The organism is Chryseobacterium sp. S90 (genome assembly GCF_047444895.1).
Lineage (GTDB): Bacteria > Bacteroidota > Bacteroidia > Flavobacteriales > Weeksellaceae > Chryseobacterium.
On record NZ_JBLGCX010000004.1, the window covers coordinates 1 to 14,697 of the forward strand.

Genomic DNA, 14,697 nt, shown 5'->3' on the forward strand with positions numbered 1-14,697 from the left:
TGTGGGTCCTGAGGGATTCGAACCCCCGACCCTCTGGGTGTAAACCAGATGCTCTGAACCAACTGAGCTAAGAACCCTCTAGACTTGTTCTCTTGTTTAGAGTGGTGCAAATATACGACTTATTCTTTAATCTCCAAATTTTTTTCTAAAAAATCTCCCACTACAAAGTTGCTTCCGCCAATAAAAATCATTTCTTCATTTGTACATCGTTCTTTTGCAGTAAGATACGCTTCCTGTACGGAATCAAAAATTTTATAAAAAATTTTCGCCTCCTGAAGAAGATTTTCATAATCTTCCGGATGTCTTCCCCTGTTGATGGATGGTTTTGCAAAATAGAACTCAGAATTTTCAGGAAGTAATTTCATCACATCATCTATTTTTTTGTCATTCACAAACCCCAAAATGACATGCTTGTGTCTGTCAATTGAGTTTAATTGTGAAAAAACATACTCCAAACCTGCCTGATTGTGTCCCGTATCACAAATCGTAAGTGGATTTTGTGAAAACTCAAACCAACGGCCAATAAATCCTGTATTCTGATGAACATGTAGCAGACCATTTTCAAGATCTTTGTCGGAAATATGCACTTTCAGTTTTCTCAATTCCTCTACTGCAGCCAATACGACACTGATATTTTTCTTCTGATAATTTCCTTTCAAATCAGATTCAAGATTTGTATGAATAAGAGTGGCATCTATAAACGGTGCATTTTCTTTAATCGCTTTCTCTCGGATGATATTTTTGACTGCTTCATTCTCGTCACCGGAAATAACAGGGATATTACTTTTAACAATTCCTGCTTTCTCGGCTGCAATCTCTTCAATGGTATCTCCCAAAATATTCTGATGATCCAGCTGAACATTCGTAATAGCAGAGATCAGGGGTGTAATAATATTTGTTGAATCCAGTCTTCCTCCCAATCCTACTTCGATAATGGCAAAATCTACCTGTTGCTGATAAAAATATTCAAAAGCCATAATTGTGGTAAATTCAAAGAAAGAAGGTCGGATATCTTCCGGAAGTGTTCTTAGTTTTTGAATAAACTCAAAGACAAATTCTTTATTACAGTTTTTGCCATTGACTTTAATACGCTCTGTGAAGTCTATCAGGTGCGGAGAATTGTACAATCCGGTTTTATAACCAGCCTCCTGAAGAACGGATGCCAGCATATTGCTTGAAGAGCCTTTTCCGTTGGTCCCGCCGATATGGATACATTTTATTTTATCCTGAGGATTTCCAAAGAAAGCACAAAGCTTTGTAATATTGTCAAGCCCGGGTTTATAAGCCTTCTGTCCATCTATCTGATAGTTGGGCATCTGCACGAAAAGCCAGTCAATAGCTTCCTGATATTGTTCATTTGTCATGCTACAAAATTCCCAAAAGTTTTCTTAAAAAAAAATATAATTTTTCAATCTGTAACTTTTTTATATTTAATTCGTCTAATATTGAAAAATCTTAATATGAAGTCGCTGTGATTTGCATTTACAATACTGATGAAGATGACACGATTCCATATGTCCATTAAAAACAAATAAACATCTACATAATATGAAAAAAGTTTGGATCATCGTTTTTGGATTAGGTTATCTGGGTTTAAGTGCTCAGAAGAAATGGTCCTTAAAAGAATGTGTAAGCTATGCAGTGGAGCATAATCTTCAGGTTATCCAAAATCAGTATAACAAACAAAACCAGGAATACAATCTTAAAGCCGCCCAAAAAGAATACTTGCCTTCTGTATCGGGAAGTATGACGAATGGGGTGAGTTTCGGGCAAGGGTCATTAGGAGCCGGAAGTTTTAGAAACGATAGATTCAATAACAATATTAGTCTAGGTGCTGAGATTTTGCTCTATAATAATGGGAGATTAGAGAAAAATGTAAGAAAGGCCCAGTTTGATGTAGAAGCCAGTCAATATGACATTGAAACCATTAAAAATGATATCTCTCTTCAGATTGCTCAACAATATCTGACTACTTTGTTGAATAAAGAGATTGTTAAAATCTCTCAGAGTGCCGTAGATAATGCTCAGAAACAGTTTGACAGAGCTAAAATCACCACTCAGGTTGGAACAACAGCCCAGACGGTTCTGGCGGAGGCTGAAGCTGCACTGGCAAGAGAAAAACAAAATCTTAAAACTGCAGAAGTAAATGTTGGTCGTGCTTTGTTTGCCATCGTTCAGCTTTTACAGCTTTCAGATTATAAGGGTTTTGATGTGGAAGATGTGAATATTCCGGAAAAACTTGATTTACAACTTACTACTGCAGATGAAGTGCTTACAACGGCTTATGAGATACAACCGCAGATCAAAGCAGCTGAAAGCAGAATAAGATCTGCCGAAGCACAAACTGAGGTAAGCAGAACAGCATTCTGGCCAACGCTAACAGGCAGTGCAGGGCTTATCACTTTCTATAACAGGCAGTTTGATCCTGTGCCAGGTGTTGTGCAGGGAACTTTTTTTGAACAATATAAAGATCAGTTTGGACAAAATGTAGGGTTATCACTTAATATTCCTATCTTCAATAAGGGGAAAACAAAACTTCAGGTAGAACAGTCTAAAATAAATGAAAGTTTAGCCAAGAATTCCTTGGAACAACAGAAACAGACCGTAAGACAAAACGTACAGAAAGCTCAGTTTGATGCTGACGCTAATTATGAAACCTACCTGTCAGCATTAGAAGCAGAGAAAAGTTCGAAACTGGCTCTTGATTTTGCTGACAAAAGTTATGCAGCAGGAAGAACAACCATCTATGACGTCAATGTGGCGAGAAATAATTATGCAAATGCACAGGGATCAGTAGCGCAGGCAAAATATAATTATCTTTTTAGTCTTAAACTATTGAATTTCTATGCAGGAATTCCATTAAGTTTGTAAAATGCCAATTCAATCATTAGAAAAATATTTACCTAAAAAAAATACTCTTAAATATTTAAGAATCTGGTTTTCAGATTACTATATACATATAAAGGTTACTAGAAACAGGAATTCAAAACTGGGAGATTACAGAAAGCTTCCGGACAATTCCCATGAAATAACGGTAAACTCTACGCTTACCCCGCAACTTTTTTTCTTTGTACTGACCCATGAGCTTGCGCACCTGATTGCGTTTGAAAAATATGGACGAAAAATATCTCCTCATGGCAACGAATGGAAAGAAACTTTCAGAAATATGCTCCTTGAAAGCCTTGAAATTTATGATGACGAGTTAAAACCCATCATCATAAAGTTTTCAAAATCACCCAAAGCAAACTTTATGGCGAGCCCTGATCTGGTAAGGTATTTTCATACTGAGAAACAAGATGATACTCTTCATTTTATCGAGGAACTTCAGAAGGGGGAGTTTTTTATATACCGCAACGAAAAGTATTTATTAGAAGGTCTGGTTAAAAAAAACTATCTTTGTAAGAACCTGGCTACTGGAAGGAAGTATTCTTTCAAGCCATTAGCTAGGGTAGAAAAATGTAGTTAAGAATGTTAAAATCAGATAGATACTGCGTTATAATGGCGGGAGGAATCGGGAGCCGGTTCTGGCCGATGAGCACGCAGAAATTTCCAAAACAGTTTCAGGATATTTTAGGTACCGGGCGTACTATGATTCAGCAGACCTATGACAGAATCAGCAAGGTAATTCCTAAAGAGCAAATATTCGTGATTACGAATAAAGAGTATGTGGCTCTTTCCCATCAGCAGCTTCCGGAGATTCCTGAAGAAAACATTGTGGGAGAACCGCTTATGAAAAATACGGCTGCATGTAACCTATACATGGCCAACAAGATTGCTGAGATTAATCCGGATGCAACAATGATTGTGCTTCCGGCGGATCACCTGATCCTGAAAGAGGATGTATTTTTGGAAAAAGTGGAGCTGGCATTTGAGGTAGCTTCAAAACATGATTATCTGGTAACATTAGGGATTACTCCAACAAGGCCTGATACGGGCTACGGTTACATTCAATTTGTAGAAAAGAAGGGTTCTGACTATTTTAAAGTGAAAACATTCACAGAAAAGCCTATCCTTGAAATTGCCCAAAGCTTCTTGGAAAGTGGTGATTTCCTTTGGAATGCCGGTATTTTTATTTGGAATGTAAAAAGTATTCACCATGCTTTTGACCTTTATCTTCCTGAGATGATGCAGCATTTTATGGCTTGCGAGTACAATTCGGAAAAGGAAAACAGCTGTATTGAAACTATTTATCCAAAAGTTCAGAAAATCTCTATTGATAACGGGATTTTGGAAAAAGCAAAGAATGTATATGTGATTCCATCAGATTTAGGATGGAGCGATCTGGGAACATGGACCTCTGTTTACGAAAATACAGAAAAAGATAAAGACGGAAATGCTGTAAAACTAAAGCACTTACTTTCCTATAATTCAAAAGGAAACATTATCCGTCTGAGAAATAATAACAAGGCGGTAATTATTGACGGCCTTGAAAACTACATTGTTGTAGATACCGATAAAGCACTTCTTATCTGCCCGCGGGATAACGACCAGCTTATAAAAGATTATGTTCTGGACTTAAAGAATTTTAAGAAAGGGGATAAGTTTATGTAAAATTTGGTATATTTTCTGCTGATTTTTAAATTATGATTAAAGCTGCAACCCGATTTACAATTCTTATATTTTTATTTTTGGGAGTCTTAGGATTTTCTCAGGAGAAGAAAAAATTTTCAAGCATTCCGAATATTTTACAGCAGATCAACCCAAGTAATAGGGTAGATTCATGGATATTGGTATACAACAGCTATGGAAAAGGTGAAGAAATAAAAATTTCGGGTAAGGTGGATTATACCCCTCAGTTCTCCGGATTTAATCTTTTTCCCAGTGAAGACAGCTTTTATTATATTGCTTATTCAGAAGCTGGAAAAGTTAATTATGTTACCGATATTGAAGGACTTAAGAAGTTCATAGACAGGATTGATAATGCCCAGGAAGCCGCCGTAATGCTGGCTGCTGAAGGATATATGGTGGATGAGGAATTCAAAGACCTTGCAGGTAACTATCATGAAGACAAATCGAATTATTATCTTGACCTTGGAAAACTAACCTCAAAGGAATGTCCTTATCAGAAAACGCATTATACGGTGACTGTAAATAAATCAACAGGTGCTGTAGGTAATGTGAAGAACAATGGAACCTATATAGAGCTTTACAATAAAAAGTGTGCTAATAACCCGAGACTTTTAAAAATCGAAAAAAAAGAAGAACCAAAGAAAGATGAGCCTAAAAAAACACCCAAGCGCAGATAACACTTATGAGACTGAACGATTAATACTTCGTCCAATGTCCCGTGAAGACAAAGACTTTGTTTTTGAGCTTTATAACAGACCAAAATTTATTCAACATATCGGCAACCGTAATGTTAATAGCATTGAAGATGCAGAAAATTATATCCTAAACAGATTTGCTCCTCAGATTGAAAGACTTGGATTTGGAAACTATCTTTTAGTGACTAAAGACGGAAATGAAAAAGTAGGCGCAGTAGGAATCTTTGAAAGAGAAGGATTGGATATTGTAGATATAGGATATTCTCTGCTGGAAGAGTTTGAAGGTAAAGGATATGCTTTTGAAGCGGCTCAGAAGGTCAAATCTATTGGAATGGATGATTTTGGATTAACAAAAATATCTGCCATCATTTCAAAAGATAACGTTCCTTCTCAAAAACTAATCGAAAAGTTAGGACTAAGGTTTAAAAAATATGTCACTCTTCCCGGAGAAACTGAAGAATTAAACTATTACGAAACAGAATAATAAATTAAAAAAATATTTTCACAAATAATACAACCTGTGTTATTTGTGAAAATATTCGTGATATCCATGTTTGAAAAAAGAAGTTATCCCTCCAGAATCTGCTCGGCAGCAGTCTTTGAAGTCACTTTTTCAATTACTCTTGTACAAATGCCATTTTCATCAAAGATAAAAGTGGTTCTTACAATTCCCATATAGGTTTTTCCAAACGTTTTTTTCTCCTGCCACACTCCGAATTTCTCAATGATGTTACGATTTTCATCTGCAATAAGATCATAAGGAAAAGCAAATTTGCTGTGGAAATTCTTCTGCTTTTTTACTGAATCACCACTTATTCCCAATAATTGAAATCCCGCTTTTTTAAGCTGAGTATAATTATCACTCAGGTTGCAGGCTTCCACCGTGCAGGTTGGTGTATTTGCTTGCGGATAAAAGAAAACCACTAGTTTTTTTCCAATTAATTTTGATGAGGTTACTGTTTCTCCGTCCTGATTGAGTTCTTCAAATTCAGGTAATTTATCTCCAACTTTCAGCATAATGATTTAATTTTGTTCAAATTTAAGGGTTACATGACAAAAAAACAAAGAGCTGAGCTCGTTCAGATAGAACTGGAGAAATTATATCCCACCACACCTATTCCGTTAGATCACACTGATCCCTATACATTAATGGTTGCCGTAGCACTTTCTGCGCAAACTACAGATAAAAAAGTAAACCAGGTTACGCCCGATCTTTTTGCAGTAGCAGGAACGCCGCAAAGAATGGCTAAGCTGGAAGAATTTGAAATCAAAGAACTGATCAAAGAAATAGGATTATCCAATACAAAAGCCAAAAACCTGAAGAGAATGGCCGAACTTCTATTGGAAAGGCATAACGGTATTGTTCCCCAGACTTATGAAGAATTGGAAGCTCTTCCGGGCGTAGGACACAAAACGGCTTCAGTAGTAATGAGCCAGGGTTTCGGATTTCCTGCGTTTCCTGTGGATACCCATATTCATCGTCTGATGACACAGTGGAAACTTACCTCAGGGAAAAATGTTGTAGAAACCGAACGTGATGCTAAGAATTTATTCCCAGAAGAAGTATGGAATAAACTTCATCTTCAGATCATTTTCTATGGAAGAGAATATTCTCCGGCAAGAGGGAAAGGGGAGAAGGATTTTATTACGAAAATGCTGTTTGAGAAATAACACATTTTAATTTAACGCTAAGCTCGCCAAGGTTTTAGAGAAAATTAGATAAAAAGTTCATAAGGGTACTTCGTTTAGCAAAGGTTATATTTTCCTAGCTAAGTGAAGCGCCTTTGCGAACTAAAAATAAAACGCAACAATTACTTTATTATCGCTGCGTTTATTAAAATAAACCATGTCAAGGCTCAGAACCTTGACATGGTTGCATATAATGTAAGAGAAAGGAAATGATTTAATATTCCAACAACCTTCTGTGGTAATTGACCTGACCTAAATGATAGTCCAGGTGAGCAATCAGGTGAATCAGAAAGTAATCTGTAGTCATTTTATTTTCAAAAACAACCAGAGGATATTCTTTTTTCAGGTCGTCTTCTGATAATTGAGAAAGAGTAAAATCTATCATTTTTGTAGTTGCCTCTATTTTTTCAATAAGTTCGGCTCTTGGAACATCTTTTAAGGAAAACTCCAGGTCACGTTGTCTTACATATCCTGTGTTTCCAAGATGCGTTCCTATAAAATGGTTGAGGTTTCCAACCAAATGAAGAACCAGATTACCTGCAGAATTGGCTATGTTTTTATCAATTTTCCATAGATTTTCTTCATTTTGATAGGCTTCTACCTCTGTTTTTAGTTTGTTTAAATCTCTGCTGTAAAGAGATCTAAGGCTTTCTGTGATCATATCAATTTTGTTTATTTAGAAGAGTAAATAAAAAAGGGTACTTTTTTCAATGTACCCTTTTATTAATGTAAGTTTATTTCTGTTTTTGAGCCCAAAGCTCCATTTTTCTGTTCAGAACGTCCAAAGGAAGACACCCCTGGCTTAATACTTCATCATGGAAGCTTGCCAGATTGAATTTGTTTCCAAGTTCTTTCTGAAATTTTTCTCTCAGCTCACGGATTCTTAAAGAACCTATTTTGTAGCCTAAAGCCTGTCCCGGCATGGCCATATATCTTTCTACTTCGGCAGTGGCAGATCCTTCATCGTAAGAAATATTGCTTAAGAAATATTTAATGGCTTCTTCTCTTGACATTTTTCCGGTATGAAGTCCTGTATCCACTACAAGTCGTACAGCTCTCAGCATCTGATCACTCAGATATCCCATTTTCTGATAAGGATCTGTATACAATCCGAATTCTGGACCTAGCGTTTCACAATAATGTGCCCATCCCTCACCATAGGCTCCAAACCATCCGAATCTCATGAACTTTGGAAGCTTAGTATTCTCCTGTTGTAAAGAAACCTGATAATGATGTCCCGGAATCGCTTCATGAAGGAAAAGAGACTCCATTCCTGAAGTAACATTGAATTTCGTAGGGTCAGGAAGAGGAACATAAAATATACCCGCTCTTTTTCCGTCAGGAGTTCCCGGAATATATTCTGCACTGGCACTTGCCTCTCTGAATTTTTCCGTCTGTCTGATTTCAAACTTTGTTTTTGGAGTTACGTTAAACATTGTTTTCAATTTCGGAGTAATCTTCGTCAGAATACCGTTGAAGGCATTTAAAACTTCCTTAGAGGTTTTATAAGGCATTGCCTTTGGATCTGTTTTCACAAAAGTGATAAACTCTTCCAGACTTCCGGTAAAACCTACCTGCTGCTTTACTTTTTCCATTTCTGCACGGAGCATAGCTACCTGCTGTAACCCAATTTTATTGATCTCATCAGGAGATTTCTTAGTAGTTGTCCAACTTTTTACATAATAGCTGTAAATCTCATTACCGTTGGGAAGACTGTTGTATCCGTCTGTATCTCTGGCTTTAGGAAGATAATCTTTTTCTAAAAACACTCCCATTTTAGTATAAGCCGGAATAATTTTTTTGGTGATAGTCTCCTTATAAAGTGTTGAAAATTTATCTTTCTGGTCCTGAGTGAAACTTTTCGGGAAATTTTTAATCGGTCCGTAGAAAATATTCTTTTCCATATCAGACGTTGTGATTTCTTCGGCTTTCATCTGGGGAATCATTTTGATAACCAGTTTTTTAGGAAGTACAACCTTATTGTTGATTCCCTCACGGAAGTTATCTGTTGCAGCATCCATCCATTCCGGAAATTTTTCCATTCTTTTCAGCCAATCGCTGTAATCCTTTTCAGTTTTGAAAGGCTGGCTGCCCTGTCCGCTTCCATACAGCGGAAAAGTAAGCGGAAGACCTCCGAATTGTGTGAAAGGAATATATTCCGGATGATAGGCATAGGTCTCAATTTTATCTTTTAAAGTATAATCCAGCACATCATACACCACTTTATCTTCATCAGAAAGAGTTTTGTAATCTACATGCTCCAGCTGTTTCTGTACAGAATTATAAAAAGCCACTTCTCCTGAAATAAAATCCTTATCAATATTGATAGGTAGCTGGTCGTTGTATCTCGTATCTCCTTGAGAAGTGGCATCTAAAGGGTATAACTTAAGATATTGCTCATAATAGTTGGAAGCAATAGAATCCAGGTTGCTGGGAGTCACTTTGGTAAGAGGAGAATCCGATTTTTTGCATGAAGCAAGCGCGATCATCAGCCCTAATCCAAGAATCCCTTTTGATAAAATGTTTTTCATTTTCAGAATCTTTATGAAAACAAAAGTAAGTATTATTGGGATATTCAGACTTATGGTATGAGTTGATTTTAAAAAATTATTTTCAAAATCCTTTCAACTTTGAATCAATTTTTTATCTTTGTCTAAAACGTTTAACAATCATATTATTACAGTTCTTTTTTAAGAAAAAATGAAAGGGATTTTAAAAATTTACCATCCGGAGGAAACGCTAAAATACAATATCAGAAATACTTATTGTAAAGCGGTTTACAGTAACCAACAACATTTTTTAGAGGTTGAAGTTATTACGGATGACAGTTTGGATCACGTGGACGATGATTCACTACAGTACAACTTTCCGCAGCTTTCACTTGAAGTTTTTGATTTTCCTATAGAATCAGCGGAAATAGAAGGAAAAACTATCACAATCAATGACTCTGATGAAGAAACCTACACAGAAGTAGACCTTTTCGACGATGAAGAGGCCTATATCTATGACAATGAGCTTCTTTTCGAAAAAAATGAGGAAGGAGAGCTTCAGGTCATCTGGAAGGGGACCATTGATGATTTCTATACCGGATCTGATACACCGATTCCTTTTAGATTAAAATGCGAATTTAGTCAGGATGATATTGAGGTAGACGAGGATTAACAATCGTCTTCATCCTTTTATAATACCGAATTTCTTTTCAAAATTATTTTTGGAAAGAAATTTGCTATTGGTAAATGATAACAAATTTTAAGTTGTTTTTAAGCAATTTTTAAGAGTTCAATTCATAATATTCTACTACATTTGTCGTTGAAAATTTAATAAAATTCACATTTAATGCTGTTAACGGAACTTTCTCAGATTTTATTTGCACAAATCGCCACACCTGCAGTTGCTGCAGACAACTTAGAGTTCTCATTCTGGAAAATTATGTTCCACGGAGGAGCGTTCGCTAAAATAGTGATGGTCACGGTATTGCTGTTGGGAATATTTTCTCTGTATCTATTTTTTGAAAGATTTTTCTTTATCAAAAGACTGACTTCAAAAACGGATTCCAACTTCATGAATAATATTGAAGACTTTATCAAAGCTGGAAAAATAGAGGCTGCAACAGATTATTGCAAAACACAGAATTCTCCGGAAGGAAGAATTTTAGAAAAAGGAATCTCAAGATTGGGGCGTCCTGTTTCTGATATCGTAAGTGCTATGGAGGCTCAGGCTCAGGTAGAGGTTGCCAATATGGAGAAAAATCTGAACCTTTTGGCTGTAGTACCGAGTATTGCACCGATGTTAGGACTTTTGGGTACAGTAATCGGGATGATTATCGCTTTCTTTAATTTATCCCATGCCACAGGATCTTTCTCTCCGAAAACACTTTCAGAGGGTATTTATACGGCATTAGGACAGACCGCTGTAGGTTTGGCAGTAGCCATTCCTGCCAACTTCTGTTACAATATCTTATTGACAAGGATTGATAAGTTTGTACTGAAGGCTCAGAATATGTCAGGAGAATTTTTAGACCTTATCAACAAACCTTTATAAATCTTTCTTACGATGAAAATTCAGAGAAGAAATAAAGCAAACCCGGAATTCAGTTTAGCAGCGATGACAGACGTTATCCTGTTGATGCTGATTTTCTTTATGATCACATCTTCTGCCGCCAATCAAAGTGCTATTGATGTGAACCTGCCGAAAGCCGGAGCTGTTGACGATAATATACCTAATCCTGTGACAGTAAGCATTAAGCCAGACGGCTCATTTTTTGTAGATGACAATCCTGTTAATAAAGGAGAACTTGAGAAGAGTATTGTAGATAAACTGGCTGGTCAGACCAATCAATCATTCACAATCAGAGCTGACGAAAACACATTGCATAAAGATGTTGTTTTTGTAATGGAAATTGCTGAAAAACATAAGTTTAATATTGCAATTGCAACCGTTAAAGATAAATAACAAATCTGGATTTCCGGAAAGAATTACCTGTTAAGATGAGAAGCTATACAGCAAACAGAAACGAAGAAAACAAAGATAGAATAAAGAGTGCCCTGCTTTCTGTTCTTATCTGGGCTGCTATTTTGCTTTTTGTTTTTTTGTATAAACTAAAACCTGAGTTGGATAAAGATCCTGAAGTGGTTACTACCATGCTGGTGAACTTCGGGGACAATAGAAATGGCAAAGGGATTGAAGAACCTGCTGAACAGCCAGGAAGTCTTGCAGCAGCTACAGAAGAAGTGACGCCTGAGCCTGCAGAAACACCTGTTCCGGAAACAAAAACTATTGTAAAACCAGAACCTGCACCTGAACCAAAGAAAGTAGAGGCAAAGGAGAAAGTCATCACAGGAAATAATTCAAAAGCAACAGTTCCTAAAAAAGAGGAATCTAAAAAAGCAGAGAAAAAAGAAGCCACCAGTACAAGTGCTTCAAAAAATACGAAGAAATCCGGAGCTACTACAGCCAACTCAAAAACAGGGAATGGAGACGGAAAAGGAAATGCCGCTATTGGAAACCTGATCAAAGGAAGAGGAACAAAAGCCGGAAGCCAGGGAACAGGTGAAGGCATAGGAAACGCTGGAGATCCTTTAGGAGGTGACGGAAACGGAGATAGCAAAGTCGGAATAGACAGAAAGCTGGTAGGCTACATCCCAGGAACAATGGGAAGGGGTGGTGCACAGCCATCTCACAGCTGTACAGCAAGCGGATCAATTACCATTGCTTACACAGTGGATAAAGCTGGAAATGTTGTGTCTGCAAGAAGATTGGGAGGTGTTTCAGATCCTTGTGTATCATCCACATCAGTAGCCTGGGTAAAGAAATATGTAAAAGCAGAGAAAGCCAGTACTTCTTCTACAGGAACTTATAAAATTACATTCTAAAAATACAAAAGCACTTTATTCAAGTGCTTTTTTTAATTCGTTGATTCTGTTTATTATCGGAAGTGCAAAAATACCACTGGTCTGAAGATACAACTCATAGAAAGTCTTTGCTTTATCCTGAAAATCTTTGTTCTGATCATGTCTGCTGTTGAAGTAGAAAAGATTTCCCAGCATTTCATAATAATCCTTGTGGTCTCTTTCCTGTCTTTCGTTAACAATAGCGATCATTTCTTCCTTAGTTTTAGAAGCAACCTCAGTGAAGCTCATTTTGAAAATATCTCTCATCAACGTATCAAAATCAAGCTCTTTCTGCATTAAACTTTCTTCAGGTTTATCCAGGATAAGTTTTTCTAATGCCTGAGTTAATTGGCGAATAAGTCTTAGGGTAAATTCTTTATCTGTAATCATAATAGGGTATTTTGTTGCTAGTTGCTAGTTGCTAGTTGTTGGTTTGGATTAGGTTCGCCAGCTTAATTGGACGTATTTTATAAAGTTATTGATTTTTCCTCCTAAGAGTTTGTATTGTTCTGATTTTTCTTTAAAGTCTGAGCTTAAATCCGGATAGAGACGGTCGATTTTTGACAAGTGACAAACTGTTTCGTCACAACTTGCCTGAGAATAAGTGAGAAATCTAATAAAGTCACCTTTGTAATTGTTTCTTCCATAACCTTCTGCAATGTTTGTAACAACAGAATCTGCAGAACGTCTCAATTGGCTTCCTAATTCATATAGTTCATAGTTGGGTAGTTTGAGCGATAATTTATGTGTTTCAATAAACAATTCAAAAGCAATATTATAAATGTCAAGTTTTTCGTAGCTCATTAATATCTTTTTTCACGGTTAAAAAACTAGAAACCAGCAACCAGCAACTTTTTTATTAAGCAAAGAATAAATAAGCCAATGCAATTGCAGTAATAACACCTACCAAATCGGCCAGGAGCATAGCAATTACCGTATATCTTGTATTCTTAATGGCAACGGCGCCAAAATAAACCGCGATCACATAAAATGTCGTATCTGAGCTTCCCTGAAGTACAGCGGCTAATTTCCCCTGGAAACTATCTGCTCCGAATGTTGACATTGTATCCACCATCATTCCTCTGGCTCCTGAACCTGATAAAGGCTTTATTAAAGCTGTCGGAAGCCCATCTACGAATCTTGGATCCATATTCGCGACATTCGCAACCCATTTCATTCCGTCAATGATCACATCAAAAACTCCTGAAGTTCGTAACAGGGAAATGGCAATCAGCATCCCAACCAGATAAGGAATAATCTTGACACAGGTTGTGAATCCTTCTTTTGCACCTTCAATAAAGGCATCAAAAACGTTGATTTTCTTATAAACGGCTCCAAGCACAATAGCAAGGAATATGAAGAGAATAAGACCATTGCTTAATACTTTACTGAAATCATCCAGTTCATCTTTACTCAATTGTACAAGGTATACTACCAATAAAGCAATAATCGCTGAAATTCCTCCTACATAAGCTATTACTACCGGACGGAGAATATTGATTTTCTGATATAAAGAAACAATAATCATTGCCGCCAAAGTAGCTGCAAAAGTGGCAATCATACAGGGCAGGAAAATATCTGTAGGCGTTTTGGAACCCATTGATGCTCTTATGGCAATAATGGACACGGGAATTAAAGTCATTCCTCCGGCGTGAAGACACAGAAACATGATCTGTGAATTGCTCGCCGTGTCTTTATTTGGGTTTAAAGTCTGAAGGCTTTCCATAGCTTTTAGTCCAAAAGGAGTCGCTGCATTATCCAGTCCCAGAAGGTTGGCACTGAAATTCATCAACATATGCCCGAATGCGGGATGGTTTTTAGGAATATCAGGAAATAATTTAGAGAAAAATGGCTGGATCAAACGACTTAAAAGATTGATTCCCCCTGCTTTTTCTGCAATACTCATAAATCCCATAAACAACGTCATAATCCCGATAAGACCAAGACAGATCTTCACCGCAGTTTCTGAAGTTCCAATCACTCCATCGGCTTCCTGAACACGGTAAACATTTACATTTTGTTTTAAAGAGTCTGTTTTATAATGAATTCTGCTGTCTGCAAAATCATTCTTTTTCATCAGGCTGTCTCTTACAACAGGAGAGAGGCTGTTCATCGGCTGTGATGCAATCTTCACTGTATCACCTCCTTTTCCCACTACCATATCATTGAAAATGGTTTTGTAGTGACCTGACGAAACGTATTTTATACTGGCAATGGCAATGGCAATAATAATGAAAGCCGACCAAATTCTGCTGAGAACCATCTGATTGATTTAATTGTTTAAACTTATCAAAAATACTTTAAACCACAAAAATAACTAAAGTCTTTTGTTATTCTGATGTGAAGAAAAACTA

17 protein-coding genes and 1 tRNA gene are annotated in these 14,697 nt (G+C 36.8%); 10 read left to right on the top strand and 8 right to left on the bottom strand.

The features are described 5' to 3' along the window. Positions 1 to 2: 2 nt before the first annotated feature. Both ACLMCG_RS12045 and ACLMCG_RS12050 read right to left on the bottom strand, forming a co-directional pair. A tRNA-Val gene (locus tag ACLMCG_RS12045) sits at positions 3 to 77 on the bottom strand. Between the two features lie 42 nt (positions 78 to 119). Beyond that, complete coding sequence (locus ACLMCG_RS12050) at positions 120 to 1,364, bottom strand: bifunctional folylpolyglutamate synthase/dihydrofolate synthase (protein WP_413959730.1); 1,245 nt, start codon at positions 1,362 to 1,364, stop codon at positions 120 to 122. A 184-nt stretch (positions 1,365 to 1,548) separates the two neighbouring features. Between ACLMCG_RS12050 and ACLMCG_RS12055 the strand changes: the two genes are divergently transcribed. The 5 genes from ACLMCG_RS12055 to ACLMCG_RS12075 are packed head-to-tail and all read left to right on the top strand — an operon-like array spanning position 1,549 to position 5,748. Next, positions 1,549 to 2,871 (top strand): TolC family protein, encoded by a 1,323-nt coding sequence (locus ACLMCG_RS12055; RefSeq protein ID WP_413959731.1) that lies wholly within the window; start codon positions 1,549 to 1,551, stop codon positions 2,869 to 2,871. Between the two features lies 1 nt (position 2,872). Further along, positions 2,873 to 3,466: a SprT-like domain-containing protein gene (locus tag ACLMCG_RS12060; RefSeq protein ID WP_223598217.1), complete on the top strand. Its 594-nt coding sequence runs from the start codon at positions 2,873 to 2,875 to the stop codon at positions 3,464 to 3,466. A gap of 2 nt (positions 3,467 to 3,468) precedes the next feature. Then, positions 3,469 to 4,551 carry a mannose-1-phosphate guanylyltransferase gene (locus ACLMCG_RS12065; protein ID WP_228408576.1) on the top strand — a complete coding sequence of 361 codons (1,083 nt, stop codon included), beginning with the start codon at positions 3,469 to 3,471 and terminating at the stop codon, positions 4,549 to 4,551. Between the two features lie 32 nt (positions 4,552 to 4,583). Beyond that, positions 4,584 to 5,246 (top strand): hypothetical protein, encoded by a 663-nt coding sequence (locus ACLMCG_RS12070; RefSeq protein WP_413959732.1) that lies wholly within the window; start codon positions 4,584 to 4,586, stop codon positions 5,244 to 5,246. Then, entirely contained in the window at positions 5,215 to 5,748 is a 534-nt protein-coding gene (locus ACLMCG_RS12075) for a GNAT family N-acetyltransferase (protein WP_413959733.1), read from the top strand. The genes ACLMCG_RS12070 and ACLMCG_RS12075 overlap by 32 nt, the downstream gene beginning before the upstream one ends. An 83-nt stretch (positions 5,749 to 5,831) precedes the next feature. On the opposite strand, the gene bcp is transcribed toward ACLMCG_RS12075, so the two are convergent. Further along, positions 5,832 to 6,281, bottom strand: coding sequence for a thioredoxin-dependent thiol peroxidase (bcp, locus tag ACLMCG_RS12080; protein ID WP_309434390.1), 450 nt, complete (start codon positions 6,279 to 6,281; stop codon positions 5,832 to 5,834). A 33-nt stretch (positions 6,282 to 6,314) separates the two neighbouring features. Between bcp and ACLMCG_RS12085 the strand changes: the two genes are divergently transcribed. Next, complete coding sequence (locus ACLMCG_RS12085) at positions 6,315 to 6,935, top strand: endonuclease III domain-containing protein (RefSeq protein WP_413959734.1); 621 nt, start codon at positions 6,315 to 6,317, stop codon at positions 6,933 to 6,935. A 232-nt stretch (positions 6,936 to 7,167) separates the two neighbouring features. On the opposite strand, the gene ACLMCG_RS12090 is transcribed toward ACLMCG_RS12085, so the two are convergent. Both ACLMCG_RS12090 and ACLMCG_RS12095 read right to left on the bottom strand, forming a co-directional pair. Beyond that, a complete protein-coding gene (locus ACLMCG_RS12090) occupies positions 7,168 to 7,614 on the bottom strand; it encodes a DinB family protein (RefSeq protein WP_413959735.1) in 447 nt (148 codons plus the stop codon). Positions 7,615 to 7,687: 73 nt separating this feature from the next. Next, complete coding sequence (locus ACLMCG_RS12095) at positions 7,688 to 9,484, bottom strand: DUF885 domain-containing protein (protein WP_413959736.1); 1,797 nt, start codon at positions 9,482 to 9,484, stop codon at positions 7,688 to 7,690. 169 nt (positions 9,485 to 9,653) lie between these two features. On the opposite strand from ACLMCG_RS12095, the gene ACLMCG_RS12100 reads away from it, so the two are divergent. The 4 genes from ACLMCG_RS12100 (at position 9,654) to ACLMCG_RS12115 (ending at position 12,325) form a co-directional block, all read left to right on the top strand. Then, positions 9,654 to 10,115: a hypothetical protein gene (locus ACLMCG_RS12100; protein WP_149834216.1), complete on the top strand. Its 462-nt coding sequence runs from the start codon at positions 9,654 to 9,656 to the stop codon at positions 10,113 to 10,115. A 174-nt stretch (positions 10,116 to 10,289) separates the two neighbouring features. Continuing rightward, entirely contained in the window at positions 10,290 to 10,994 is a 705-nt protein-coding gene (locus ACLMCG_RS12105) for a MotA/TolQ/ExbB proton channel family protein (protein ID WP_047422081.1), read from the top strand. Positions 10,995 to 11,006: 12 nt separating this feature from the next. Then, the gene (locus tag ACLMCG_RS12110) at positions 11,007 to 11,405 is read left to right on the top strand and encodes an ExbD/TolR family protein (RefSeq protein ID WP_213277581.1); all 399 of its coding nucleotides are present in this window, start codon (positions 11,007 to 11,009) and stop codon (positions 11,403 to 11,405) included. Positions 11,406 to 11,440: 35 nt separating this feature from the next. Beyond that, positions 11,441 to 12,325: a ferric siderophore ABC transporter substrate-binding protein gene (locus tag ACLMCG_RS12115; protein ID WP_413959737.1), complete on the top strand. Its 885-nt coding sequence runs from the start codon at positions 11,441 to 11,443 to the stop codon at positions 12,323 to 12,325. Positions 12,326 to 12,340: 15 nt separating this feature from the next. Here the strand turns inward: ACLMCG_RS12115 and ACLMCG_RS12120 are convergent, their stop codons facing one another. From ACLMCG_RS12120 to ACLMCG_RS12130, 3 genes are read right to left on the bottom strand one after another with little or no spacing between them, the layout of a single operon-like run. Then, entirely contained in the window at positions 12,341 to 12,733 is a 393-nt protein-coding gene (locus ACLMCG_RS12120) for a hypothetical protein (RefSeq protein WP_062672909.1), read from the bottom strand. 48 nt (positions 12,734 to 12,781) lie between these two features. Beyond that, positions 12,782 to 13,147, bottom strand: a complete 366-nt coding sequence (locus ACLMCG_RS12125) for a four helix bundle protein (RefSeq protein ID WP_413959738.1) — start codon at positions 13,145 to 13,147, stop codon at positions 12,782 to 12,784. Positions 13,148 to 13,202: 55 nt separating this feature from the next. Continuing rightward, positions 13,203 to 14,606, bottom strand: a complete 1,404-nt coding sequence (locus tag ACLMCG_RS12130) for a nucleoside recognition domain-containing protein (protein ID WP_413959739.1) — start codon at positions 14,604 to 14,606, stop codon at positions 13,203 to 13,205. Between the last annotated feature and the right edge of the window lie 91 nt (positions 14,607 to 14,697).